The 25,240-nt window shown below is 61.4% G+C and carries 26 protein-coding genes and 1 tRNA gene; 14 read left to right on the forward strand and 13 right to left on the reverse strand.

Translation table 11 applies throughout. The features are described from left to right. The first annotated feature begins 75 nt into the window (after window positions 1–75). The gene (locus ACWPM9_RS17210; protein ID WP_484755955.1) at window positions 76–780 is read left to right on the forward strand and encodes an SAM-dependent methyltransferase; all 705 of its coding nucleotides are present in this window, start codon (window positions 76–78) and stop codon (window positions 778–780) included. A 29-nt stretch (window positions 781–809) separates the two neighbouring features. Here ACWPM9_RS17210 and ACWPM9_RS17215 read toward each other — a convergent pair whose 3' ends face one another. Then, window positions 810–1,292: an SRPBCC family protein gene (locus ACWPM9_RS17215; RefSeq protein ID WP_484757673.1), complete on the reverse strand. Its 483-nt coding sequence runs from the start codon at window positions 1,290–1,292 to the stop codon at window positions 810–812. A gap of 455 nt (window positions 1,293–1,747) precedes the next feature. On the opposite strand from ACWPM9_RS17215, the gene ACWPM9_RS17220 reads away from it, so the two are divergent. Next, complete coding sequence (locus ACWPM9_RS17220; RefSeq protein WP_428185846.1) at window positions 1,748–3,103, forward strand: glutamine synthetase family protein; 1,356 nt, start codon at window positions 1,748–1,750, stop codon at window positions 3,101–3,103. Between the two features lies 1 nt (window position 3,104). Beyond that, window positions 3,105–4,409, forward strand: a complete 1,305-nt coding sequence (locus ACWPM9_RS17225; protein WP_428185847.1) for an NAD(P)/FAD-dependent oxidoreductase — start codon at window positions 3,105–3,107, stop codon at window positions 4,407–4,409. Window positions 4,410–4,567: 158 nt separating this feature from the next. Here ACWPM9_RS17225 and ACWPM9_RS17230 read toward each other — a convergent pair whose 3' ends face one another. Then, complete coding sequence (locus tag ACWPM9_RS17230; RefSeq protein WP_484755956.1) at window positions 4,568–5,104, reverse strand: gluconokinase; 537 nt, start codon at window positions 5,102–5,104, stop codon at window positions 4,568–4,570. 31 nt (window positions 5,105–5,135) lie between these two features. Further along, complete coding sequence (gene rirA / locus ACWPM9_RS17235) at window positions 5,136–5,606, reverse strand: iron-responsive transcriptional regulator RirA (RefSeq protein ID WP_428185849.1); 471 nt, start codon at window positions 5,604–5,606, stop codon at window positions 5,136–5,138. 173 nt (window positions 5,607–5,779) lie between these two features. Here rirA and ACWPM9_RS17240 point away from each other — a divergent pair, with 173 nt between their 5' ends. Further along, a complete protein-coding gene (locus ACWPM9_RS17240) occupies window positions 5,780–6,820 on the forward strand; it encodes a Fe(3+) ABC transporter substrate-binding protein (RefSeq protein ID WP_484755957.1) in 1,041 nt (346 codons plus the stop codon). 156 nt (window positions 6,821–6,976) lie between these two features. After that, on the forward strand, window positions 6,977–7,894 hold the full coding sequence (locus ACWPM9_RS17245) for a DMT family transporter (RefSeq protein ID WP_428185851.1): 918 nt from the start codon (window positions 6,977–6,979) through the stop codon (window positions 7,892–7,894). Between the two features lie 30 nt (window positions 7,895–7,924). Here ACWPM9_RS17245 and ACWPM9_RS17250 read toward each other — a convergent pair whose 3' ends face one another. Together ACWPM9_RS17250 and ACWPM9_RS17255 are read right to left on the reverse strand one after the other, a co-directional pair. Further along, a complete protein-coding gene (locus ACWPM9_RS17250) occupies window positions 7,925–8,575 on the reverse strand; it encodes a pyridoxamine 5'-phosphate oxidase family protein (protein WP_484755958.1) in 651 nt (216 codons plus the stop codon). 222 nt (window positions 8,576–8,797) lie between these two features. Then, entirely contained in the window at window positions 8,798–10,294 is a 1,497-nt protein-coding gene (locus ACWPM9_RS17255) for a CoA-acylating methylmalonate-semialdehyde dehydrogenase (protein ID WP_428185853.1), read from the reverse strand. A gap of 400 nt (window positions 10,295–10,694) precedes the next feature. On the opposite strand from ACWPM9_RS17255, the gene ACWPM9_RS17260 reads away from it, so the two are divergent. Further along, entirely contained in the window at window positions 10,695–11,882 is a 1,188-nt protein-coding gene (locus tag ACWPM9_RS17260; RefSeq protein ID WP_484755959.1) for a TCR/Tet family MFS transporter, read from the forward strand. Window positions 11,883–11,930: 48 nt separating this feature from the next. On the opposite strand, the gene ACWPM9_RS17265 is transcribed toward ACWPM9_RS17260, so the two are convergent. Beyond that, the gene (locus ACWPM9_RS17265; protein ID WP_428186481.1) at window positions 11,931–12,404 is read right to left on the reverse strand and encodes a VOC family protein; all 474 of its coding nucleotides are present in this window, start codon (window positions 12,402–12,404) and stop codon (window positions 11,931–11,933) included. A gap of 597 nt (window positions 12,405–13,001) precedes the next feature. On the opposite strand from ACWPM9_RS17265, the gene ACWPM9_RS17270 reads away from it, so the two are divergent. After that, entirely contained in the window at window positions 13,002–13,451 is a 450-nt protein-coding gene (locus tag ACWPM9_RS17270) for a thiol-disulfide oxidoreductase DCC family protein (protein ID WP_484755960.1), read from the forward strand. Further along, window positions 13,448–15,046, forward strand: coding sequence for a DUF4166 domain-containing protein (locus ACWPM9_RS17275; protein ID WP_484755961.1), 1,599 nt, complete (start codon window positions 13,448–13,450; stop codon window positions 15,044–15,046). Before ACWPM9_RS17270 ends, ACWPM9_RS17275 begins: the two co-directional genes overlap by 4 nt. Before the next feature lie 309 nt (window positions 15,047–15,355). On the opposite strand, the gene pdxR is transcribed toward ACWPM9_RS17275, so the two are convergent. Next, entirely contained in the window at window positions 15,356–16,846 is a 1,491-nt protein-coding gene (gene pdxR, locus ACWPM9_RS17280; RefSeq protein WP_484755962.1) for a MocR-like pyridoxine biosynthesis transcription factor PdxR, read from the reverse strand. 160 nt (window positions 16,847–17,006) lie between these two features. On the opposite strand from pdxR, the gene ACWPM9_RS17285 reads away from it, so the two are divergent. Continuing rightward, window positions 17,007–18,083: a D-alanine--D-alanine ligase family protein gene (locus ACWPM9_RS17285; protein ID WP_484755963.1), complete on the forward strand. Its 1,077-nt coding sequence runs from the start codon at window positions 17,007–17,009 to the stop codon at window positions 18,081–18,083. A 25-nt stretch (window positions 18,084–18,108) separates the two neighbouring features. Here the strand turns inward: ACWPM9_RS17285 and ACWPM9_RS17290 are convergent, their stop codons facing one another. Then, entirely contained in the window at window positions 18,109–19,014 is a 906-nt protein-coding gene (locus ACWPM9_RS17290; protein WP_484755964.1) for an NAD(P)/FAD-dependent oxidoreductase, read from the reverse strand. Between the two features lie 138 nt (window positions 19,015–19,152). On the opposite strand from ACWPM9_RS17290, the gene ACWPM9_RS17295 reads away from it, so the two are divergent. The 3 genes from ACWPM9_RS17295 to ACWPM9_RS17305 all read left to right on the forward strand — a co-directional run bounded on the left by ACWPM9_RS17295 (window position 19,153) and on the right by ACWPM9_RS17305 (window position 21,103). Next, entirely contained in the window at window positions 19,153–19,602 is a 450-nt protein-coding gene (locus ACWPM9_RS17295) for an Rrf2 family transcriptional regulator (protein ID WP_484755965.1), read from the forward strand. Between the two features lie 142 nt (window positions 19,603–19,744). After that, complete coding sequence (locus ACWPM9_RS17300) at window positions 19,745–20,626, forward strand: LysR family transcriptional regulator (protein WP_428185861.1); 882 nt, start codon at window positions 19,745–19,747, stop codon at window positions 20,624–20,626. Window positions 20,627–20,674: 48 nt separating this feature from the next. Then, window positions 20,675–21,103 (forward strand): OsmC family protein, encoded by a 429-nt coding sequence (locus ACWPM9_RS17305; protein ID WP_484755966.1) that lies wholly within the window; start codon window positions 20,675–20,677, stop codon window positions 21,101–21,103. Here the strand turns inward: ACWPM9_RS17305 and ACWPM9_RS17310 are convergent. Genes ACWPM9_RS17310 through ACWPM9_RS17320 form a run of 3 tightly spaced genes read right to left on the reverse strand, consistent with a single transcriptional unit; the run spans window position 21,100 to window position 23,093 of the window. Then, entirely contained in the window at window positions 21,100–21,723 is a 624-nt protein-coding gene (locus ACWPM9_RS17310; RefSeq protein ID WP_484755967.1) for a DUF1007 family protein, read from the reverse strand. The genes ACWPM9_RS17305 and ACWPM9_RS17310 overlap by 4 nt on opposite strands. After that, window positions 21,720–22,472 carry a hypothetical protein gene (locus tag ACWPM9_RS17315; protein WP_484755968.1) on the reverse strand — a complete coding sequence of 251 codons (753 nt, stop codon included), beginning with the start codon at window positions 22,470–22,472 and terminating at the stop codon, window positions 21,720–21,722. The genes ACWPM9_RS17310 and ACWPM9_RS17315 overlap by 4 nt, the downstream gene beginning before the upstream one ends. A 15-nt stretch (window positions 22,473–22,487) precedes the next feature. Beyond that, entirely contained in the window at window positions 22,488–23,093 is a 606-nt protein-coding gene (locus tag ACWPM9_RS17320) for a HupE/UreJ family protein (RefSeq protein ID WP_484755969.1), read from the reverse strand. A gap of 163 nt (window positions 23,094–23,256) precedes the next feature. On the opposite strand from ACWPM9_RS17320, the gene ACWPM9_RS17325 reads away from it, so the two are divergent. Together ACWPM9_RS17325 and ACWPM9_RS17330 are read left to right on the forward strand one after the other, a co-directional pair. Further along, window positions 23,257–23,874, forward strand: a complete 618-nt coding sequence (locus ACWPM9_RS17325; RefSeq protein WP_484755970.1) for a HupE/UreJ family protein — start codon at window positions 23,257–23,259, stop codon at window positions 23,872–23,874. A 68-nt stretch (window positions 23,875–23,942) separates the two neighbouring features. Beyond that, complete coding sequence (locus ACWPM9_RS17330) at window positions 23,943–24,278, forward strand: SPOR domain-containing protein (protein ID WP_428185867.1); 336 nt, start codon at window positions 23,943–23,945, stop codon at window positions 24,276–24,278. 129 nt (window positions 24,279–24,407) lie between these two features. Here ACWPM9_RS17330 and ACWPM9_RS17335 read toward each other — a convergent pair. Both ACWPM9_RS17335 and ACWPM9_RS17340 read right to left on the reverse strand, forming a co-directional pair. After that, a tRNA-His gene (locus tag ACWPM9_RS17335) sits at window positions 24,408–24,484 on the reverse strand. Between the two features lie 138 nt (window positions 24,485–24,622). Further along, entirely contained in the window at window positions 24,623–25,069 is a 447-nt protein-coding gene (locus ACWPM9_RS17340) for a phasin (RefSeq protein ID WP_428185892.1), read from the reverse strand. Window positions 25,070–25,240 lie beyond the last annotated feature (171 nt).

Genomic DNA, 25,240 nt, shown 5'->3' on the forward strand with positions numbered 1-25,240 from the left:
CAAAAAAACGCTCAAAAGCACATATTCTTTACCCCATCTTCAAGCCAGCCGTCGAATCCACCTCGGGAACCGAACATGACCTCCTCCTCCGCTGCAAAATTCGACCCGGCCCGCGCCGCAGATTATGCCGAGCAGAGCCGCATCGCGCTCGCCGGCTACGACGCCTGCCATGCGCTTTCGGCCTGCATGCTCTCGGCAGCGCTCGGCGCCGGATCCGGGGCGCGCGTGCTGGTCGTCGGCGCCGGCGGCACGGCAGGGGAGATCATCGCAGCGGCCAGGCTGGAAGATCGCTGGCGCTTCGTCGCCGTCGATCCATCGCCGCCGATGCTTGAACTTGCCCGCGCCGCCCTCGATAAAGAGGGACTGTCCGCACGGGTGGAGACGATCGAGGGGCATCTCGAAAGGATCGGTGCGCATGCCACCTTCGATGCCGCCATCATGATCGGCGTTCTTCACCACATTCCCGGCGATGCCGCCAAGCAGGCCCTGCTCAGCGATCTCGCTGCCAGGCTGAAACCGGGCGCGCCTCTCGTGTTGGCGGGCAATTACCGCGCCTACGCGTCCGAGCCGCTGTTGATGGCGGCCTGGGCCAATCGCTGGCGCATGCATGGCGCAGGGCCGGACGAGGTCGAAGCCCGGCGCGCGAAAATCCTGCAAGGGGCAGAGCCGCCGCAATCCGAGGAGGCCGTTTCAGGCCTGCTGACCGAAGCCGGTTTCGAGCCGCCCTTGCGGTTCTTCGCCAGCCTGTTCTGGGGAGCATGGTTCACGCGCCGCGCGTGAAAACCGTCCGTCGGCTTCAGCCGCATCACTCAGCCCGCCTTCAGGCTCGCCAGCAATGCGTCCAGCTGGTCGAACTGCTCCGGCATGCAGCTTTCCATGCCTTGAAAGGACTCCTCCAGCGCTTCCCTTGTGCGGTGGCGTTCATGCAGAACCAGCTGCGTCTTGCCGTCCTTTTCTTCAAAGGTCACGGTCGTCACGGCACCGTCTTCGCTCTCTTCATTCGTCCAGACGAGGCGCACCCCGGGGACCACCTCGCGATATTTGCCGTAAAAGACCATCGGTTGCTCGCCGTCCGGATGGCCGAATTCAAGCCGGTAGCCGCCTCCGGTTCGAACATCCATCTCGCAGGACAAGATCGTCATGCCGAGAGATTTCGGTGCCCACCAGCGCTTGAACAGTGCCGGTGCGACCCAAGCCTCGAACACTCGCCTGACCGGGGCATCGAAGCTGCGGGTGACGGAGAGGTCGTGATCGTACCCTCGCTCCACATGCGTGCGTCTGTCGTTGGACATATGATCCGTCTCGCCCACGGAAATTCTCCCTCTCGTTCAGATCATGCAAGACATCGTCGAAGGCGTTGAAGCGCTCCAGCCATAGCGGGCGGGCCCCGGTGTCCTCCGCTGGTGCGAAAGGACGCGTAACGACAGTAATTTTGATGCCGACCCAATTGTGTCAGTATTTAACCGTAAAGCCCGAGGTTGCAAAGCGCCGAATGCACACCCAGAGGCGTCACTCGTGGGTCGGCGCAATCGGAATGGCCGGGCTGTCCTGCCCCGGGTTGGCAAAGTGGCTGGCACCATGCTACCGTCATTTCTGGTCATTCGACCAGTTTTCTCCGGGGCGATATGTGGGACATGCGTCGATTTCTGATTTACAACGCGGACGTTGCCGACCGTTAGCGGCGCTGCTTGCGCCTGCGCTTCATTTGCGTTTCAAATCAGATCATTGACTCAAGACCCGGTGCCTTATGGACATTGAAAGCCAAGCCAAAGCCTTTTTAGATGCCAATCCCGATATCGAAGTGCTTGAAGCCTTCGTGATCGATGTCAATGGCATGCCGCGTGGCAAGTGGATCCCGCGCGAACGGGCACTCGACGTTTTGACCAAGGGCATGGCCATGCCGCGCTCGGTCTTCGCGCTCGATGTCTGGGGCCGCGACGTGAATGCCGCTGGCCTTGCCGAAGGGACCGGCGATCCCGATGGCATGTGTTTCCCGGTGCCCGGCACATTGTCACGTGTCACCTGGCTGTCGCGCCCCACTGCCCAGGTGCTGTTGCATATGGAAGTGGACGGCAAGCCCTTTTATGCCGATCCGCGCCGGGCGCTTGCCAATGTGCTGGACCGCTACAAGGCACTGAAGCTCACGCCTGTCGTGGCAACCGAACTGGAATTCTACCTGATCGACCCGGTGCGTTCGGCGCTCGATCCGGTGCGTCCGCCCAATACGCGTGACGGTCGCTGGCATACCGGCCAGACGCAGGTATTGTCGATTTCCGAATTGCAGGATTTCCAGGAGGTGTTTCACGGCATTTCGACAGCGGCCCGCGCGCAAGGCGTGCCCGCCGATACGACGCTGCGCGAAAACGGCCCCGGCCAGTATGAAATCAATCTCAACCATGTGCCCGATGCACTTGCGGCTGCCGATTATGCAGTTCTCTTGAAGCGCATCGTCAAGGGTGTGGCGCGCGCCAGCGATCTGGATGCCACTTTCATGGCCAAGCCTTATGGCCGGCAGGCCGGCAGCGGCATGCATGTGCATTTTTCCATTCTCGACGAGAAGGGCAACAATATCTTTGCCGGTGACAACGGTCCGTCGGAAAAGCTGATGCATGCGGTCGGCGGCCTTCTGGAAAACATGGGCGAGAGCATGGCCGTGTTTGCTCCGCACCAGAATTCCTATCGGCGTTTGCGCCCTTCCGAACACGCACCCACCTATGCCTCCTGGGGCATCGATAACCGCTCGGCGGCGGTGCGCGTCATCCCCTCGCCCAAGCCGGCCACCCGTATCGAGCACCGCGTGGCCGGATCCGACACCAACCCATACCTGGTTCTGGCCATGATCCTGTCGGGAGCGCTTGCCGGGATGAAGGAAAAGCTTGCACCCGGCGGCGCCATCACCGGTGACGACCATGCGATCAATCATGAGCCGCTTCCCACCAACTGGGATTATGCGGTTCAGCGCTTCGCCAAATCGAGCTTTGCCTATGCGGCACTCGGACAGAAATATCGCGGCCTCTACACGGCCTGCAAACAGCAGGAAATCTCCGAATTTTCCCTGCGCGTGACCGACGTCGAATACGACGCCTATATCAGGACGGTATGACATGAGCACTGACAGAACCTCTGCCACCAATCCGGGCCACGCGCCGTCGTGGTATGCCCATTCGGCCAATGACAAGCGTGTGCGCGATCCGCTGGTTGGCGAATTGTCGGCCGATGTCTGCATCATCGGTGCGGGCTTTACCGGCATTTCGGCAGCCCTGCAGCTGGCCGAAAACGGCTATTCCGTCATCGTTGTCGAGGGTGAACGCGTCGGCTATGGCGCGTCAGGGCGCAATGGCGGGCAGATCGTCAATGGCTATAGCCGCGATCTGGAAACCATCGCCAGACGCTACGGCCAGGACAAGGCCGATGCTCTGGGCAAGATGTCACTGGAAGGCGGCGCGATCATCCGCGAGCGCGTGGCGAAATACGGCATCCAATGCGATCTCGTCGATGGCGGCTTCTTTGCCGCCTTCACCGACAAGCAGATCCGCGAAATGGCCCATGTGAAAGCCCATTGGGAAAAGCACGGCCATGACGGACTGGAAATGGTGTCGAAGTCCGATGTCGGCAAATATGCAAAGTCCGACCGCTATGCCGGCGGCATGATCGACAAGCGTGGTGGCCATATCCATCCGCTCAATCTGGTGCTGGGCGAAGCGGCCGCTGTCGAAAGCCTCGGCGGCAGGATCTTTGAAAACTCCCGCGTGATTGACCTGAAGATGGGCGCCAATCCGGTGGTCAAGACCGACAAGGGCCAGGTCACCGCCAAATATGTGCTGGTCTGTGGCAATGCCTATATGACCGGCCTGTTGCCGAAGATCACCGACAAGATGATGCCGGTGTCCTCGCAGGTCATGGCAACCGAACAGCTGGATGCCAAATTCATCCAGGACCTTCTGCCGGCCAATTATTGCGTGGAAGATGCCAATTACGTGCTCGATTACTATCGCCGCACCGCCGACAACCGCCTGCTTTATGGCGGCGGCATCGGTTACGGCGGCCAGGACCCGGCCAATCTGACCGGCGTCATCCGCCCCAATATGCTGAAGACATTCCCGCAATTGAAGGATGTGAAGATCGATTTTGCCTGGTCCGGCAATTTCGCGCTGACGCTCACGCGCATTCCGCATATGGGCAAGCTTGCCGATAATGTGTTCTTCTCCCACGGCGACAGCGGTCACGGCGTCACCACCACGCATCTGCTCGGCAAGATCCTCGGCGAAACCGTCAACGGCCATGCCAGCCGTTTCGACGTGTGGTCCTCGCTGCAGGCCTATCCCTTCCCCGGCGGCAAGACCTTCCGCGTACCGCTCACCATGCTCGGTGCCTGGTGGTACGGCATGCGCGACAAGCTCGGCGTATAAGGGAAAGCGTCAAGCCAAGCATCGCAGCCGCGAACCTTGGAAAAGAGCCGCGTTGGGCAAAATTGCCCACGCGTTCGAGCGTATTCGTGGCGTGTTGGCTCCTGAAGGCGGATGAGCCGGCCTGCGCTGTTTCGCCTGCGGATCAGTCGAGATCGACCTTACTCGGCAACCGCAGCCAAACCCTTGAGCGCGTCTTCGACAATCGCATCCACGCTCTGATCAATGCTGACCGTCACCACGCCGGGTTCGCCGGTCGGCACTTCCAGCGTGGCGAGCTGGCTGTCGAGCAGTGACAGCGGCATGAAATGACCGGTGCGAGCGCCCATGCGGCCGGTCAGAAGTTCGCGGCTGCCGTCGAGATAGACGAAGGTCAGGCGGTTGCCGGTGGCGTCGCGCAGGCGGTCGCGATAAATGCGCTTCAGTGACGAGCAGGAAACCACAATGCCGGCATTGGCGTCGAGCGCGTCTGCCATGCGCGTGCCGATCTCTTCCAGCCAGGGCCAGCGATCATCGTCGTTCAGCGGCTCGCCGCGCGACATCTTTTCCACATTGGCCCGGGGATGCAGGACATCGCCCTCGATGAAGGGCAGGTCCAGACGTTCGGCAATTGCCGCACCGACGGATGACTTTCCGCAACCGCTGACGCCCATGACGATAACCGCGCATGGGCGGCGAAGAACGGATTGGGAAGACATTGACTGTATCGGGCTTCTTCGAAAATTAAGATCAGGCAGCCGGCGATACAGTGCGCGGGGCAAGCTCGTCAATGCCAAGCAGAAAATTGATCTGCGGACGGGCCTTCACCAGATCGTCGATCGTGTATTGCGCCAGGACCTCGAAAAACGCGTTCAAGGCCTTGCGCAGCGCCGAGTTGAGACCACAGCTATCGATCAGCGGGCATTCCACATCGCCGTCGTCTTCGAAGCATTCCGCCATGGCGAAACTGTCTTCGGTGACCTTGACCACATCGAACAGGGTGATCTTGTCGGCTGCACGCCCAAGGCGCACGCCGCCGTTACGGCCCCGCACGGTTTCCACCAGACCGGCCTTGTTGAGCGGCTGCAAAATCTTGAAGAGAAACAGTTCAGACACACCATAGGCTCGGGCAATTTCGGGAATACGGCTCAGACTGCCATCATTGGCCGCGCAATACATAAGCATGCGCACCGCGTAATTTGTCTGCTTTGTCAAACGCATGCTGAACTCCCTAATTCCGTTGAGCACTTATATAACGTGCTTTGTAGTTTTGAACAATTCCAAAATACTCAACTTTTGACATCACGTCTCCGTGAGACGCCGAGTCGTCGTTGACACCTAGCATAAATTCATGAAAACCACACTCAAGAATTGCTTTCTACCCGGAGGTTTCCATGAACCCGATCAACACCCTTCGTGCCGCTCTTGTGCCTGTCGCTTTGCTGGCAGGTACCGGCACAGCGCTCGCTGACGGCGAAGTGAACATCTATTCCTATCGCCAGCCGGAACTGATCCAGCCGCTTCTGGATGCCTTTACCAAGGAAACCGGCATCGAGACCAATGTGCTCTTCCTCGACAAGGGACTGGTCGAGCGCATGGCGGCCGAGGGGCAGAACTCGCCGGCCGATGTGATTCTCACCGTCGATATCGGTCGTCTGGTCGAGGCCAAGGATGGCGGCGTCACACAACCTCTGGTCGATGAGCTGGTCAACAAGGATATCCCGGCCCACTTTCGCGATCCCGATGGGGACTGGTTCGGGCTGACCACCCGTGGCCGTGTCGTCTATGCCTCCAAGGAGCGCGTTCCGGAAACCGAAATCACCTATGAAGAACTCGCCGATCCCAAGTGGAAGGGCCGGCTTTGCATGCGCGATGGCCAGCATTCCTACAATATCGGCCTGATTGCCTCGATGATCGCCCATCATGATGCCGACTACACCGAAACTTGGCTGAAGGGTGTGCGCGACAATCTGGCCCGCAAGCCCGATGGCAATGACCGCAGCCAGGCCAAGGCCATCTATGCCGGTGAATGCGATATTGCGCTGGGCAACACCTATTATGTCGGCCTGATGATGACCAACGACAAGGATCCGGAAGAAAAGGACTGGGCCGCAGCGATGAAGATCCTGTTTCCCAATTCCGGCGACCGGGGAACCCATGTGAACATCTCCGGCATGTCGCTGGCCAAATATGCCCCCAACAAGGACAATGCCATCAAGCTGATGGAATTCCTGTCATCGGGCGAGGCACAGAAGCTGTATGGCGAGCAGGTGTTCGAATATCCGGTCATGCCGGGCGTGGAACCGTCCGAGATCGTGAAGTCCTTCGGCAAGATCAAGCCCGATACGCTGGCTCTTTCCGAAATCGCCGCCAACCGCAAGCTTGCCTCCGAACTGGTGGACAAGGTGGGGCTGAACGACGGCCCACAGGACTGACGATCGACGTCAGCTCACACGATTTCATCTGTGACCAGCCGGCCCAATCGGGCCGGTTTTTTTGTGTCTTCCTTTGCACGGCTTCTGCCGTCGCCGGCCTTGTCGGCAAGATCGCTTTCTGCTCAATGTCCCGGCGAGGAATAAGGGGGAGGCGTGATGCAGACAGAAGCTGGGAACACACGTTCGGAAGCGGGCAAGGGCATTCTTCTGATGTGCATCGGCATCGCCTTGCTGACCGTCAACGATGCGCTGGCGAAAAACCTGACGAGCGGCTACTCCGTCTTTCAGATCCTCTTCATCCGCAACATGATCGCCCTGCCCTTCGCGCTGCTCATCGCCTTCGGTCTGGGCGGCAAGGCGGCGCTGATATCGCACCGTCCTTCGGCGCATCTTCTGCGCGGACTGCTCTGGCTGGGTGCCGCCTTCCAGTTCATCACCAGCCTGCGCTATCTCGGGCTCGCGGAGGCGACGACCCTGGTCTTTATCGCGCCGGCCATCATCACGGCCATTTCGGCACTCTTCCTCGGCGAGCAGGTGGGCTGGCGCCGCTGGAGCGCCGTGATTGCCGGCTTTGTCGGCGTGCTGATCGCGGTCCAGCCCGGCAGCGCCACCTTCCAGCTCGCCTCGCTTCTGTCGCTGGGCACCGCCTTCTTCTATGCCTTCCTGATGGTGGGCGCCCGCTTCGTCGATCCGCGCGACAGCGTGTGGACGCTGATGCTCTATCTGGTGATGTTCGGCGCCTTGTTTAGCGGCATCGTATCGGCATTCGTCTGGCAGCCGGTCGCCAGCAGCGATCTGCCGTTCTTTGCCGCCCTCGCCCTGACAGGCACGATCGGCACGACGCTGGTCACCCAGGCCTTCCGCTTCGCACCATCGGCAATCATCGCGCCCTTCGACTATACCGCCCTTCTCTGGGCGACCCTGCTCGGCTGGCTGTTTTGGGGCGAACAACCCGGATTCGCGGTGCTGGTGGGAGCCGCCATCATCATGGCAAGCGGTCTCTACATCGTCTGGCGCGAACACCGGCACAACAAGCAGCCGCTCAGCGAGACCAGCCTCGCCGACCGGATGTGATACCCCCCGGATCGCCGGCGCCGCCCAGGTTCAATACATCGTGTTGCGGTACTCGACCTCCAGGTCGTCGTCGAGCTTGCGCATCTGCCCCTCATCCGCCGGCGCGCCCTTCGTCTCGTCCAGAATGATCTTCATCAGCGAGGGCATCGACTTGCGATCCTGATAATGCCCGGGGTTCCAGAGGTTCGAGCGCCGGAATGCCTTGGCGCAATGCATGAAGACCTCCTCGACCTCCACCACGATTGCCAGCGTCGGCAGCCGGCCATTCACCTGCAGTCTTGCCAGAAGCGCCGGATCGCGGCTCAGGCGCGCACGACCGTTTGCCCGCAGCGTGTCATCGAAACCCGGCACCATGAAGAGCAGCCCGACAGTCGGGTTGGAAAGAATATTCCTCAGCGTGTCCAGGCGGTTGTTGCCGGGCCGGTCGGGGATCGCCAGCGTCTTGTCGTCCAGCACCTGCACGAAGCCCACCGGATCGCCGCGCGGGCTGATATCGGCCTTGCCCTCGGCGCTCTGGGTACCGATGCATAAAAAGGGCGAGCGGGAAATGAATTCCCTCGCATGGGTGCCGAGCGTCGGCTGACACTTCAAAAGCGCCATCTCGTGCGTCGGCCCGTAAAGTCCGGCAAGTGCCTGCAAATCCTCGATATCGAACGCCGGATCGAGCGTCATTTTCTCCATTGGATTCTCCTCCCGGCTGGCCGCGCTCCCGTCAGCATCTACAGCCGCCCAACAACATGATGTACGTACCTCAGAACCAGGACTACGCCACATTGGCCGCTCGATCAAGGCCCGGGCCGGCTCGCCCCTCACGCCGGACACGGAAAAGGCCCTCGCCCCGATGCGGGGAGAGAGCCCTGTCCGTCCATTGTCTGTCCGTCCATGGAAAGCGCGGCTGAACCCTTACTTCATCGTCGGCATGACGAATTCGGCACCGTCCTTGATGCCCGATGGCCAACGGCTGGTGACCGTCTTGGTGCGGGTCCAGAACCTGATCGAATCCGTGCCATGCTGGTTCAGGTCGCCGAAGGAGGAGGACTTCCAGCCGCCGAAGGAGTGGTAGGCCAGCGGCACCGGGATCGGCACATTGACGCCGACCATGCCGATATTGATACGGCTGGCGAAATCGCGGGCGGCATCGCCGTCACGGGTGTAGATGGCAACGCCATTGCCATATTCATGCTTCATCGGCAGTTCGAGCGCTTCTTCATAGTTCTTGGCGCGCACCACCGACAGGACCGGACCGAAGATCTCGGTCTTGTAGATGTCCATGTCGGGCGTGACATTGTCGAACAGGCAGCCGCCGACGAAATAGCCGTCTTCATAGCCCTGAAGCTTGAAATCGCGACCGTCGACCACGAGGTTTGCGCCTTCCTCGACGCCCTTGTCGATCAGGCCCATGATGCGCTTTTGCGCTTCCTTGGTGACCACAGGGCCGAGATCGGCCTTGTCGTCGGTATAGGGGCCGATGCGCAGGGATTCGACCATCGGGGTCAGCTTTTCGATCAGCCGGTTGGCTGTCTCTTCGCCCACGGGAACCGCCACCGAAATCGCCATGCAGCGCTCGCCGGCCGAACCGTAGCCGGCGCCCATCAGGGCGTTTGCAGCCTGATCGAGATCGGCGTCGGGCATGATGATCATGTGGTTCTTGGCGCCGCCGAAGCACTGGGCACGCTTGCCGTTGGACGCCGCGGTACCATAGACATAGCGGGCAATCGGCGTGGAGCCGACAAAGGAGATCGCGCCGACATCAGGGTCCGTCAGCAGCGCATCCACAGCCGACTTGTCGCCGTTGATGACGTTGAGAATACCTTCCGGCAGACCGGCCTCGATCATCAGTTCGGCCAGGCGGATCGGCACGGACGGGTCGCGCTCGGACGGCTTCAGGATGAAGGCATTGCCGCAGGCGATGGCGGGTGCAAACATCCACATCGGGATCATGGCGGGGAAGTTGAACGGGGTGATGCCGGCACCGATGCCAACCGGCTGGCGGATCGAATACATGTCGATGTTCGGACCGGCACCTTCGGTGAACTCGCTCTTGGAGAGATGCGGAATACCGATCACGAATTCACAGACTTCCAGGCCGCGAATGACGTCGCCCTTGGAGTCTTCCACCGTCTTGCCGTGCTCCTTGGAGAGCATCACGGCCAGTTCATCCATGTTCTGGTTCAAAAGCTCGACGAATTTCATGAACACGCGCGCGCGGCGCTGCGGATTGGTGGCGGCCCATGCCGGCTGCGCCGCCTTGGCATTTTCGACGGCGGCCCGGATTTCCGCGTCGCTTGCCAGAGAAACCTTGGCCTGAACTTCACCCGTTGCCGGATTGAAGACGTCGGCTGTGCGTCCGCTGGTGCCGGCAACCTTCTTGCCGCCGATAAAATGACCGATCTCGTACATGAATGATCCCTCCTTGGATTTCGTTGGGGCCAGTATGCGCTTTCACGCGCACAACGCAACGCGAGGCTTTACGCATCCGTTGTGCGAAAACAAACACAAGGCGGGACAATGGCGCCCGGATTGCATCCGACCGGCATCCTATAACCGAAGGCTTGCCAGGATTGCCGATCCGGCGTAAAAAGCCGCCGTCGCGAAAAGCGACCGCTTCCCATGATCCGCCAATGGCGGAGTAAGACGGTGGACGAATTGGCGTCCAGGCGGTCAAGTACACGTCGGCCCTGCCCTGGCGCAGGATCGGCCAGCGCTTCCGAAAAAACCTGAACCCTTTCACGCCGCTCGGGCGGGCAGCAAAGCCGTGGACGCTTTGCGGTGCCGCGCCGATCGGCCGGAGCACACCGTCATGACCAAGCCCCTGTTTGTCATCTTCACCGCAATCCTGCTCGATGCCGTGGGCATCGGCCTGATCTTCCCGATCCTCCCTTCCCTGCTGAAAGACGTCGCCGAGGGCGGCAATGTCGCCACCCTGATCGGCACGTTGACCGCGCTCTACGCGGCCATGCAATTTCTCTGCGCCCCGGTTCTGGGCGCCCTGTCCGACCGCCTCGGCCGCCGCCCGGTCCTGCTGATTTCGCTTGCCGGGGCTGCGGTCAATTATCTGGTCCTGGCATTCGCGCCCAGCCTCTGGATGCTGTTCGTCGGTCGCGCCATCGCCGGCCTGACTAGCGCCAATATGTCGGTCTCGATGGCCTATATCACCGACATCTCGCGCGAAGACGAGCGAGCCCGGCGCTTCGGCCTGACCAATGCCATGTTCGGCATGGGCTTCATCATCGGTCCCGTGCTCGGCGGCGTGCTTGGCGACATCTGGATGCGGCTGCCGTTCATCGCCGCCGCGCTGCTGAACGCCGCCAACCTGCTCGTCGCCGTCTTTGCCCTGCCGGAATCGCGCACAGCGGGTCGTCGCAAGATCGATCTTGCCGCCCTCAATCCATTGGCACCGCTGCGCTGGGCCTTGGCCATGAAACACCTGTTGCCGCTCATCCTCGTCTTCCTGCTGTTCAGCGCGACCGGCGAGGCCTATGGCACCTGCTGGGCGCTCTGGGGTGCAGACAGCTTTCATTGGGACGGCCTGCATATCGGCCTGTCGCTCGGCGCCTTTGGCCTCTGCCAGACGCTTGTCCAGGCCTTTCTTCCGGGCCTGGCGGTCAAGCGGCTCGGCGAGCGCGGCGCGGTGCTCGGCGGTGCTGCCGGCGTCTGCCTTGCGCTTGGCGTCATGGCCTTCGCCACCGAAGGCTGGGTGATCTTCGCGGTCATGCCGGTCTTTGCCCTTGGCGGCGTCGGAATGCCGGCGCTGCAATCGCTCGCCACCCGCCAGGTCGACGCCGATCGACAGGGTCAGTTCCAGGGCGTGCTCGCCTCGCTGGTCAGCCTGGCATCGATTGCAGCGCCGCTTATCTTTTCGGGTCTCTATTTCAGCGTCCGGGACCAGTGGCCGGGCGCGATCTGGCTGTCGGTGATCGGCTTCTATGCGCTCGGCGCGCTTGTCGTCATGGGCCTGCGGCCGGCCGTTGCGGTGACGGCGCGATAAGGCCGGAGCCGGCGGGCGCGGTCGCAGGGCCACGCCCGTCACCCAGCATCAGCCGCGTCTGGCCGCCTCGATCTTCGCCACGTCGATCTTGCCCATTTCCATCATCGCGGCGAAGGCGCGCCGGGCCTCGTCGCCACCGGCGGCCAGCGCTTCCATCAGCACGCGCGGCGTGATCTGCCAGGAAATGCCCCATCGGTCCTTGCACCAGCCACAAGCGCTTTCCTTGCCGCCATTTTCGACGATCGCGTTCCAGTAGCGGTCGGTCTCGGCCTGGTCCTCGGTCGAGATCTGGAAAGAAAAGGCCTCGTCAGGGGCGAAGGCCGGGCCGCCATTGAGACCCATGCAAGCCACGCCGGCGACCGTGAATTCGACGGTCAGCACATCGCCCGCCTTGCCGGAGGGAAAGTCGGCCGGCGCGCGGTATACCGTGCCGACCGAACTGTCGGGAAAGACCTCGGCATAAAAGCGGGCAGCGTCCTCCGCGTCCCTGTCATACCAGAGGCAAATCGTGTTCTTTGCCATTGCCATCTTTTTCGCGCTCCTCTCGCATACGCGGCGGGTGGCTGCCCGGCCGCCTCCTCCTCCCGGCTGGGGAGGGCACGATTGCATGCTGCCTCCCCAGCGGAAACTAGCATCGATCCGGCGACGCCGCGACATAGAAGGAGACAGGACAGGCAGCTTTGGACGCCTGCCGCCCTCATCATCATCATCGATGATCGTCAGTCCTGCCAGATCAGCGATCGATGCGCCATGATCCCTGCCTTCACGCCAGCCGCACTGGCGAAGGTCGCATTGTGCATGGGGGGTGCACCATCGCCAACTCAGTCAATCGCGGCATATCCACCCCGTTGAACACGCTGTGAACGCTCCCTAACAAGCCGCTTCGCCTTCGCAAAAGTATCGCCGCAAGACGTGCCTCTTTCGCCCGACCGTGTTCAAAACTCTCGTCGCCTGAATGTCTCCGCCAGAAGCATCGTGCCTCGACTGCACCCATCGGCAGCCGTCTCCCCGGTCGAGACGGGCGCATCCCACCGAATGGGGCCGGCTTTCTCCAGCGCGCTAGACCTTCTCCACCTCTCCGCTATAGTCGCTCATTTCCACATCGATAGCGTAATTGCCATGACCAAACGTTTTTCCTACAGGGATGACCCCACAGTTCCTGATTTCGACGATAGTGCGCCGGTTGCTGTGATGGACGCCCAATGCGCAATCTGTTCGTGGGGCGCCCGCATGATCAACCGGCTCGACCGCTCGGGTACGGTGCGGATATGCCCGATCCAGTCACCTTTGGGTTCCGCATTGCTGCACCATTACGGCTTCAAAGCGGATGACCCGTCAAGCTGGCTCTTTCTCGATGACGGCATTGTACACACGGATTTCGAAGCCGTGATACATGCAGGTCGAACCTTCGGAGGATGGGGGCACATGACCGCCATCTTGAGGCTGTTTCCAAAAGGTGTGCGGCACAAACTCTATAACTGGCTGGCGCGCAATCGCTATGCGATATTCGGTCGTAGTGACCTGTGTGCCCTTCCTGATCCCAGACTGCAAAAACGACTTATGCGATGAAAGTACTCCTGCTAGGCGGCTATGGCGTTTTCGGAGAGCGACTCGCACGCTTGTTGGTGCGCGATGGTCATACCGTCACCATTGCGGGACGCGATCTCAGAGCGGCGAAACGTCTGGCTGCCGAACTGGACTGTGCCGCCGTCCAAATGGATCGCAAGGGCAATTTGACGGAATTGGCGGGCCATCAGGTGGTGATCGATGCTGCCGGTCCATTCCATTCCTACGGTGACGAACGCTACCGGCTGGCGCAGGCCGCAATTACAGCGCAAATGCACTATCTCGACCTGTCCGACGATGCCGGGTTCTGCGCGGGCATTGCGGAACTCGACGCTGCGGCGCGCACTGCCGGGATTTGTGTTCTGTCTGGCCTTTCGACTGTGCCTGCGCTGTCCAGCGCCGCCGTCCGGGCCTTGGCGGCCAACGACGCTCCCATTATGATCGACACCGCCATCCTACCCGGCAATCGCAGCCCGCGCGGGCTGTCGGTGATCCATTCCATTCTCACGCAAGCGGGAAGCCCCATGCAGGTCTGGCGCGGCGGTTCGTGGCTGACAACCACCGGCTGGTCGGATCCAGCAGACTATAAGTTACCTGACGGCACAATCCGGCAAGGCTGGCAAATATCCGTTCCAGACATCGTGCTCTTCCCCGGCTATTTTAAGGCAGGGACGGTACTCTTCCGTGCCGGTCTCGAGCTGGCGGTGATGCGCTACGGTCTCGCATTCTTCGCCGCGTTTCGCCGCGTTTTTCCCTTTCCCGTGACAGGACCGATTGCGCATGCGGTCAAACATGCAGCCGAATTGCTGGCCCCCTTTGGCAGCGGAACAGGCGGCATGTCTGTGATGGTGATCTCCGGCGGAGAGAAGCGCTACTGGCGTCTGTTGGTAGAGGATGGCAATGGGCCTTTCATTCCGGCAATCGCCGCCCGGGCCTTGCTGCGCCGTGACATTCTCCCTGTAGGCGCTGGCCCGGCACTGTGTGCAATAACATTGGAAGAAGCGGAGGCGGCGATGTCCGACCTCAACGTTTCAATCGAACGCGTGTCCGAAACTTTTGAGCCCATTTTTGCGAAAGTGCTCGGGTCAGGTTTCGCGACCCTTCCACAGATCATCCGCAACACCCACATGACAGCGGACACCGCCTACTGGAACGGCCATGCCAGTGTCGAACGTGGCACCAGTCTGTGGAGCCGCCTCATCGCTCGGATTTTCAGCTTTCCCAAGGCTTCTGACCAGACAACCATCGAGGTGACTAAGCGCGTCATAGCGTCGGGCGAGATCTGGATCCGCTGCTTTGGAAACTATCGCTTCACCTCGAAACTCACGCCAACGCGCAAGGGCATGACCGAGCGTTTCGGACCGTTCACATTTCTGCTTGGACTTGAAGTAAGCGACCAGGCATTGCACTACCCCGTCTTATCAGGAAGGCTCGGCCCTCTCCCGCTGCCCCGATGGCTTCTGCCCGTTTCCGAGGCAAAGGAATATGTTCGCGATGGCCGTTTTCATTTTGACGTAAAATTGTCCGCACCGATCACAGGCGACCTGCTCGTGCATTATCGGGGAACGCTCGAGCCCGGACATTCGCGAACCAGGTAGTCCCCATGGCCGTTGATCAAAGTCAGAAAACGACGTGACCACGCGCCTCGCCAATCATCCTTCCCCGCGCACCCTTTCCGAATCGGGACTTTGGGTCACGGGCTTGATCAGCGACCGATGCGCCATGATCCCTGCCTTCACGCCAGCCACACTGGCGAAGGTGGCATTGTGCATGGGGGTTGCACCATCGCCAACTCACTCAATCGCGGCATAGCCGCCCCGTTGAACACGCTGTGAACGCTCCCCAACAAGCCGCTTCGCCTTCGCAAAAGTGTCGCCGCAAGACGTGCCTCTTTCGCCCGACCGTGTTCAAAACTCTCTTCGCCTGAATGTCTCCGCCAGAAGCATCGTGCCGCGATCCGCTTCCTCTTCAGACAGTCCGGAAAAACCCAACATCAATCTGGAGGTGTCGCGCGAGACCACATTCATGCGCGAGAGCGGCATGACGACAACGCCGCGCTTCAACGCGGCGTCCGAGACCGCTGTGTCATCCCCCCAGGTGCCCGTGCTGCGCACGGTCAGATTGATCCCCTGATCCGGAAGCACGACGGAAAGATGTTCGCCGGCCCGCTCCTTCAGGAGACCCGCCAGCAGATCTCTGGAACCCCGCAGACGTTCCCTCAGTCGGCGCAGGTGCGAGGGGAAATAGCCCTCGTTCAGAAAATCGGCGACCACGCGCTGCTGAAAGGTGGGCGGACAGCGGTCGAGCGCCGGGCGAATGGCCCGGAACACCGGCACGAGATCGGCCGGCACGACGAGATAGCCGAGCCGCAGGCTGGGCAGCAATGCCTTGCTGAACGTACCCGTATAGAGAACGCGACGGGCCTGATCGAGGCCCTGCAGAGAGGCAATCGGATGGCCGTCATAGCGAAATTCGCTGTCGTAATCGTCCTCGACAATCCAGCAGCCATGCTCGCTTGCATAGGCCAGAAGCTCCAGCCGCCGCGGCAGGGATAGGACGGAGCCGACCGGATACTGGTTGGATGGCGTGACATAAAACAAGGCGGGCGGCGGCAAGGCACCTGTTGCCAGCGTTTCCGTCACCACCCCGTCCTGGTCGACGGGCAGGCCGATGATGTTTGCGCCATTGAGCGTCAAGCACTGCCGGGCGGGCGGATAACAGGGATCTTCAACGACAACGGTGTCGCCGGGCGAGGCCAGAACGCGAAAGGCCAGATCGAGCGCCTGCTGCGTTCCAGCCGTGATGAAGACCTGATCGGCCTTGCACGTCACGCCGCGCGATACCGCCAGATGGGCGGTGATGGCCTGCCGGAGTTCGGGAAAGCCCTGAATATCGCCATAGCCTTCAAAGGCATAATTCATGTGGCGTCCTGCAATGCGGGTGAGCAGGCCGGCCGTTCTATCATCATGGGCAATCCGGCCGGTCACGAATGGCAACGGCTTTTGCGGCTCCAGACTGGGGCCAGTCCGCAGCACATGTGTCACCCCCTGCGACAAACCGCGATGCGTGGAATGCGGCGGCGGTTCCTTGCGCTTGCCTGTCCCGATAAAGGTCTCCGGAGAGACCGATACGACATAGGTGCCGGACCCGTGGCGGGCGACGGCATAGCCCTCCGCAATCAGGATGTCATAGGCCTCGGCAACCGTCCCCCGCGACAGTCTCCATTCCGTCGATGCCAGCCGGGTGGAGGGCAGGCGCTGGCCGGCATTCAAACGTCCGTTCGCGATCGCGCCCCGCAGATCGAGATAGAGTTGCCGCGCCAGAGAGGCCGGCGACGAGGGATCGATATTCGGGTGAAAACCAGCCGATGGACTTTCCCGGCGTCTCTTCAGATCCATGCCTCATCCCGTCAAGTGGCCCAGGCGCCGCATGCAAAGTGGCCCTTCAAATCGGGAATAAATTGCATTTTTATCGATCCACTTTCAAGCACGGATTTGAAACCCGCCACGCCACCATATTTTCCCACCGTCTTTTCCTCACCCCGATCGGGAGCCCCAGATGACAGTTTCCAACAAAAGGCTGCGAATTGCCGTGCTTTTCGGCGGCCGTTCAGCCGAGCATGACGTCTCCGTCCTGTCGGCCACCAATGTCATGAGTGCCCTCGCCCCCGACACATACGATCCGGTCCCGATCTTCGTGACGCGCGAGGGGCGCTGGCTGATGAGCCGGTTTGAAAACGGCACCCTGTCGCAGCCCGACAGCGGAACGGAGGTCTGCCTGATCCCCGGCGGTCGCGGGCGCATGGTCGCCATCGACAGCAGCGGAGCAATGGCGCAAGCCGGTATCATCGACATCCTCTTTCCCGTGCTGCACGGACCCTATGGCGAGGACGGATCGGTTCAGGGACTGGCAGATGTCGCACGCGTTCCGCTGGCGGGTTGCGGCATTCTCGGCTCGGCAACGGCCCTGGACAAGGTCATAGCCAAGCAGTTGCTGCGCGCCGCCGGAATCCCGGTTGCCCGATCCGCCACGCTGACCGACAGTGCGACTGCCGATATTGCCTTACTGGAAGACGATATCGGGCTTCCGCTTTTCATCAAGCCGGCCCGGCAAGGGTCTTCAGTGGGCGTCAGAAAGGTCTCGGGACGTCAGGAGTTTCTGCCCGCGCTTGCGGAAGGTTTCCAATATGACCGGTCGTTGCTCGCCGAAGAATTCATCGACGGCCGCGAGATTGAATTCAGCGTTCTGGAAGATCCGGCAGGCGGTCTGTTCGTCTCGCGGCCCGGCGAGATTACGCCCGCCGAAAGCCATGGATTTTACAGCTACAATGCCAAATATGTCGATGAGGGCGGTGCCGCCCTGACGGTTCCGGCAGACGTGCCAGCGGAGATCGAGGCGGCGATGCGCGAGATGGCCGCCAAGGCATTTCGTGCGCTCGGCTGCGACGGCATGGCGCGCGTGGATTTCTTCCTGACCGAGGACATGCGGTTCCTCGTCAACGAGGTGAACACCATTCCGGGCTTCACCAATATCAGCATGTATTCCAAGGCCATGGCGGCAAGCGGCGTCGGCTATGCCGATATCATCGACCGCCTGGTGGCCCATGGCCTGGCGCGCGCCGAACGGGATAACTGAGCGCAACCGTTTGCGGGAATTGCCCTCATCCCTGCCAGATCAGCGATCGATGCGCCATGATCCCTGCCTTCACGCCAGCCGCACTGGCGAAGGTGGCATTGTGCATGGGGGTTGCGGCATCGCCGGCGGCAAAGAGACCGGGAATGCTGGTGGCACCCCATTCGTCCGTCTTGATATAGGGGCCCTGCGGCCCCTCCTCCATGGCAGCGCCCAGCTGATCGGCCAGCGGCGACGCCGGCTTGACCCGGGTCTGCACGAACAGGGCCTTGATCGGCACGCGGCGTCCATCGGCCAGTTCTGCGGCTTGCAGCGCCTCGCCCTTAGAAATCAGCCGGCTCACGGGCTCCTGCAGGATCGACACGCCGCGTTTCATGAGCATGGCCGTGTCTTCCTCGGCAAATTCGACACCCGGCTGCAGAAATACGGTCGTTGCGCCCCAATCGGGAAGAAGTGCCCCCTGATGATGCGCAAGGGGCGAAGAGGCCAGCAGACCTATGGGGCCGCCGTCGATCTCATAACCGTGGCAATAGGGGCAGTGCAGCACGCTTTTGCCCCAGAGCGGCGCCAATCCCTCGATCTCCGGCAGCTGGTCACGAACCCCGATGGCCAAAACAAGCCGCTTGCCTTGCACGCACCGGCCGTCGGACAGTTCCACCTCGAAACCCCTCTCCGCCGGAGTCGCCGACATCGCCTCGCCGTCGATCTTGACGAAGGTCGGATAGCGACGCAGCTGGGAAAGGGCGATGCCCACAATCTGCGCCGGCGCTGACCCATCCTGGCCCAGAAAACCATGGGAGGCAGGGGCGAAGCGATTGCGCGGCGCACCGGCATCGATCAGCAGCACATGTTTTCGCGCCCGTACCAGCTGCAGGGCCGCCGAAAGGCCGGCAAAGCTTCCGCCGACAATGATGACATCATGGGTTTGCGACATGCGATGGCTCCAGTTCGTTTTCATGTATCTTTTTATGTTACGAATCTTTGCCCTCGTCAATACACGTAACATCACTTGTTGCGAAAGCCTCCGGTTGCTAGGGTGACGGCCGGAATTCAAAGCTGACGGGAAAACGAAATGCGAGGCGACAGCCGTCTATCGCGCATGCTGCATGTGCTCATTCATCTGGAACGCGGCGGTCAAGCGATGACCTCGGAGATGATCGGCAAGATGCTGAACACCAATCCGGTCGTGGTCAGGCGCACCATGGCGGGCCTGCGCGAGCGCGGATATGTGCAGTCCGTCAAGGGCCATGGCGGCGGCTGGGCGTTGCTGAAGCCCCTGAACGCGATCACGCTTCTCGATGTCTACAATGCCCTCGACCGGCCCGAACTCTTTTGCCTTGTGCCCTCCTCCGATCATGCCAATTGTCTGGTCGAGATTGCCGTCAACGATGCGCTGCAATCGGCGCGGCTGGAGGCGGAGACGCTCCTCCTCGACCGCTTCGCCGGCATCCGCCTCTCCGATATCGCCGACGATTTCGAGCAACGCATGGCAGCGCTCGGTCTCCCGCCGCATCGAGACTGACGCATGCGATACGCCTCGGTGTTGATTGCGGCAATTGCACAAGCGAGCCAATCAGACTATCGATTGTTGTGCAATTTTCTTGAAACGGACGGGATGCATTTGCGCGCGAACCTTCCTGCCCACGCCCGAACGGATACTGCCCATGAACTGGGATGACGTGCGCATATTCCTGGCCGTGGCCCGTGCAGGCCAGTTTCTGGCAGCGGCAAAGCGGCTGGGCGTCAATCACGCCACGCTGTCGCGCCGTGTCACGGCGCTTGAGGATACGCTGAAGACCAAGCTGTTGACCCGGCGCACCAATGGCTGCGAGCTGACGCCGGAGGGCGAGATCTTTCTGCATGCGGCCGAGCGCATGGAAATGGAAATGCTTGCGGCGCAATCCGGCATCGGCCATGTCGATAATGCGGTGGCCGGCACCGTGCGCATCGGTGCGCCGGACGGCTTCGGTGTGGCCTTCCTGGCACCGCGCCTCGGGCAACTGACCGAGCGTTATCCGGCGCTGAAAATCCAGCTGGTGCCGGTGCCGCGCGCCTTTTCGCTGTCCAGCCGCGAGGCCGATATCGCCATCACGCTCGAGCGGCCCGAGCATGGCCGGCTGATATCCGGCAAGCTTACCGATTATGCGCTCTGCCTTTATGCCGCGCGCGATTATGTTGACCGCCATGGCGCGCCGGGCACCGTGGACGAACTCGCCGCACACCGGCGCATCGGCTATGTGGAAGACCTGATCTTTTCCGCCTCGCTCAATTATACCGGCGAGATCCTGCGCAACTGGAATGCCGGCTTCGAGATTTCCAGCGCCACCGGCCAGACCGAGGCCGTGCGCTCGGGTGCCGGGATCGGCATCCTGCACAAATATATCGCCCGGCAATATCCCGATCTCATTCGCATTCTGCCGGAGATCGAAATCTCGCGCGCCTATTGGACCACCTATCACGAGAATGCCCGCGCCCTTGTGCGGGTGCGCACCGTTGCCCAGTTCCTGCAGGAGATCGTCGATGCGGAACGGGCAATTTTTCTGTAACCCGGCTCGCCCCGGCATCGTCACGCCCAGACCGTCAGGACCCTCACCATGACTGCTGCCATACTCAAAGCCCGCCCTGTCGGTGCCACTGCCGTTCTCGGGCGCCAGGGCTTTCCGCAGGTCACGTCCGCAACCGGAGGCGAGCTTGCCATTGTCACCGGCGCATCGCAGCCCGGCTTCAACCCGCTCGATCTGCTCTATGCCTCGCTTGCCGCCTGCCTTGCCATGAGCGCGCGCATCGCCGCCCATGAACTGGGCGTCATGGATCGGATTAGCGAAATCACCGCTGCCGTTTCCGGCGACAAGGCAGAGGACGGGCCATCGCGGATCGGCCATTTCCAAATCGCCTTCACCATTGTCGGCGATCTCGATGACCGGACGCGACAGGCGATTGCCGAGCGCGCCGAAAACGAGGTCTGCACCGTCTCCAACACCATCCGCTCCGATCCGACCTTCACCACGACCGTCAGCGGCTAGCGGGCAGGTTTGCAGGAAAGGATGAAACGGTCCGGCACCACCAGACCGGCGAAATAGGCAGCGTCGGGTGCCGCCTCGCTCCTGACAAGGCAACTGCCATTTCGATCGCCGCGCAACATGACCGGGTATCTGTCTGCCAGTCGAAAGGCAGCGATATAGCTCTCGTCGCGCACCATCAGGCTCGCCTGGCTGTTCTCAAGTCCGATCGGCGCGTCGAGATTGAAGGCGAAGGTCACGGTCACAGCCGGTCCATGAATTGCGGCATCGAATCCTGCGGGATCGCCAAGCGCCACCGTCTCATCGCCGGCCGTCAGCGTGTTCAGGAACGCACCGCCGCCCAGATCCGCCACCAGTCTTTGTCGCAGCGCCTGCTTTTCATCCTCGGCAAAGGCGCCATCGCGGTCGTGATCGAAGCGGTCGATCAGGGCGCGGCTATAGCTCGTGTCGAAGGTCCAGCTTTCGCCGATACCGGTCAGCGCGGCGCCGTTCAGGTTGAAGAGCAGGCGCAGGGTCACGGCGATATCGGGATGGGCGGCGGCCGGCATGGCCGTTAGCGCCAGCATCAGGCCCGCCAATCCGGCTCTCCGCCAGCCTCGAAATGCCGTGACAGGCCGCATCATTGCCCCTCCCCCGCCGCAGGTTCGAAGGCATGGAGCACCGCGCCGAAGCCCGGATAGTCGCCGCTGCCGCGAACCGGCTGCACGAAAGGCGGCGGCGTCAGTTCAACCGTCTTGGCCGCCATATAGGCCCCGCCATAGAGCGCGCCGATGGCGAGAAGCCAGCTTCCGAATACGCGCGCGGCAATCAGGCTCCAGGGCGCGTTGACCAGACGGGCCAGGCCGGCAATGGCAAACACCAGCCAGACCGACAGCAGCATGGCCAGTGGCGGGTAGCGCCAGTCATGCAGGCTTGGATCCGACAGCCGGATTGCCAGCGCAAGGCTTGCACCGATCACCGGCAGCAGGAAAACGCCCGGCCGGAAGCGCATGGAAGGTGGCAGCGCCAGCAGCGCGCCGGTCAACAGGCAGGCCATCGGGCCCACCAGGAAATAATGGGTCGGCGCTGACGGCAACGGTGCCAAAAGCCGCATCAGCGGCTGGTGGCCGAGATAGCCCCCGACGAAACCGGCAAGCAGCAGCAGGATTGCCGGCTTCAACCGGGTCTGCGGACATTGCCCCAGAAAAAGCCCAAGCCCGGCCAGCGGCAGCAGTCGTTCCGCCGTCAGCGTCGTCGACAACAGCCAGTGATCGAGACTGCCATCGGCAAGCGCGGTCAGTGCTGCCGATGCCACGAGAACAAGCGCCCCCATTGCCAGCGCGCTCGTGCCGGCAACAGGGCGCCATTGTCCATCATGCTTGGATAAAGGCACGGTTCCAGACGCCCGTCAGGCGATCAGGAAATAAAGGCCGCCAATGCCGATCAGCCCGCCCAGCGCGCGCGACAGCTTGCCGGCGTGAATGCGCTGGAAGCCCAGGCCAACGGCAATGCCGGCAATGTGGATCAGGCCGGTCGCCACCACGAAGCCGATGGCGAAATCGGCCGGATCGGTGGCTGTCGGCAATTCTGCTCCATGGGCGTAGCCGTGGAAAATCGCAAAAATGCCGATCACGGCCAGCGCCACCCATTCCGGCGGACGCCAGACAAAGGCAATGGCCGCGCCCAGCACGATAATCGACATGGCAATGCCGCTTTCCACCGCCGGCAGCGGCACGCCGGCAATGCCCATGATACCCCCGGCGACCATGATCAGCGGAAAGGCAATCGGCAGGCTCCAGACGGTGCGCCCGCCCATCTGCGCGCCCCACAGGCCCACGCAGAACATGGCGAGCAGATGGTCGAGGCCGGAGAGCGGATGCTCGAAACCATGGAGAAAGCCGCCCGTCTCACCCTGCAGGATATGGGCATTTGCGGTGCCGGGCAGCATGGCCAGCGCCATGAGACTTGCAAGGGACAGACAAGCGATATGCGATGAGGCTTTCGACACAGCCATTGATCAGATCTCCATTTCGTCAGGCCTTCTCGCCAATGGGGTTCGGGACAAGCGGTTGTCCAACCACATTGCGCTCAGGCATGCGGCTCGACTATATCCGAACTGTGCCGCTTTGTAGACCAAATCGCTGCCTAATGCCCGGAGCGGAAAACGAGGACTTGCCATGACACGCCAATCCCGACTTCAGCATGCTCTGGCCCGGCTGGCAGGCTTTGGCCTTGCGCTTGTGTCCACGGGCATGTTGCCTTCCCCTGCCTTTGCCCATGTGCTTGGCGGCCCCATGGGCGGTTTCGGCAGCGGCTTCGGCCATCCGCTGGCGGGTGCCGATCATTTTCTGGCCATGCTGGCCGTCGGTCTGTGGGGGGCGCAGATGGGCGGGCGCACCGTGTGGATGCTGCCCGCCACCTTTCCGCTCATCATGTGCGTGGGCGGTGTCGGCGGCATGCTGGGTCTGGTGCCCGATCCGGTCATCACCACGGTGATTGCCATTTCGGTCATGGTGCTGGGCGGCGCTATCGCCGCCCAATGGCGCGCGCCCGATTGGGCCGCCATTTTAATCGTTGCCATTTTCGCGCTGTTTCACGGCTATCCGCACGGACAGATGACGCTTCGCGCTGCCGATCCCGCCGCCTTTACCGTCGGCTTCGTGGTCTCCACCGGCGTCATCCACATTCTCGGCATCGGCATCGGTTACGGCCTTGGCCGCATCTGGCAGGGCAAGCTGGTGCGCCTTCTGGGCGGCGCGATTGCAGCAAGCGGCATCTATTTTCTTCTATTCTGATAGACCAAGCCTTCACCCCCCTGCCCTGATCGGCTAAAAATTTTTCAGGGGAATCGAAAGGGGCAAGGATGTTGAAGCGCATCTTTTCTGCGAGCCTGCTGCTTGCCGCCACCACCGGTGGCGCCAGCGCAGACCGCGATGACGGCTATTGGGTGATCGTCGGCAATCTGCTTGAAACCGATTATGACAACACCGCCTCCGAGGCGATCCGCAATCGGGTCAGGGCCTGCGGGTTCGAACCGTTCAACGATTTTTCCGCCAAATTCTCCGGCTTCCGCCCCGGCTTCAACACCTTCCTGCTCGGCGCCTATGAAACCAGGGCCGAGGCCAGGACAGTGCTCAACACCGCCCGCCGCTGCGTCCCCGACGCCTATATCCGGCGCGGAACCTATTCGGGCGAGTGAGGTGGGGTAAATGCCTTGCTGCGGATTCGACTAATCCGACTGGCCACACCGATCACGGAAATCCGCCGTCGAAGCGAAGCCTATTCGCACCAGAGCGAATTTACTGTTTTGAACATTTCGGGAGAAAAATGGTACGGTTGGGGGGAATTGAACCTCCGACCTCAGGTGCCACAAACCTGCGCTCTAACCAACTGAGCTACAACCGCACAAAAGCCGCGAACGGCTTGTGAGGGGTCACATACGGGGTGACGAACGAATTTTCAAGCCCTTTCTTCAGGACAAGAAAAAAGGACCGGCACATCATGCACCGGTCCCAATTCATCCTTGGGAGGATCGAGCCTGTATCAGGCGGACTTCATGCTCGCCATTGCCTTTTCGGCGGCTTTCTTGCCAGGCTGTGCCGTCGTCTCGACAACCTTCTTGGTTGTTTCCTGCATCATCTTCGCCTGGGAGACCGTGGTTTCGGCCTGCTTGCGGAAGAAATTGGACTGCAATTCGACGAATTCGGAAATCGACTTCACGCCCATCAGCGCTTCCATATGCGAGAGCGACATCTCGGCATTGGTGCGCATGGCGTCGATGGCCTTCAGACCGAGCTCAACGCTGCCAGCCTGGGCGGTCTGCATTGTGGCTTCAACGGTCTTGGTGGCTTCTTCGGTTGCCGACTTCATCTTGGCATAGGCTTCCTTCGACTGGGCTGCGCCCTTTTCGGCGTAGTCACGAAAGCTTTCCTGAAGCTTCGACGGATCGAAGGTGGAGAAGGAAAATACGTCTGCTGTCTTCGCTGCCATGGATCAAATCTCCTATTGGTTGCGGGGCCGCTGTTGACGCCCCATATATCGTCCATGACGCTAATATAGGCGATTATTTGTGCATTGCAACATCTTTTGTGCATCGCACAATAATTAAAATTTTCACGATTAACTCTGTTCGTTGAAATGACGCCCCATGTTCTGGACCGG

It is taken from the genome of Agrobacterium sp. H141, from assembly GCF_057158725.1.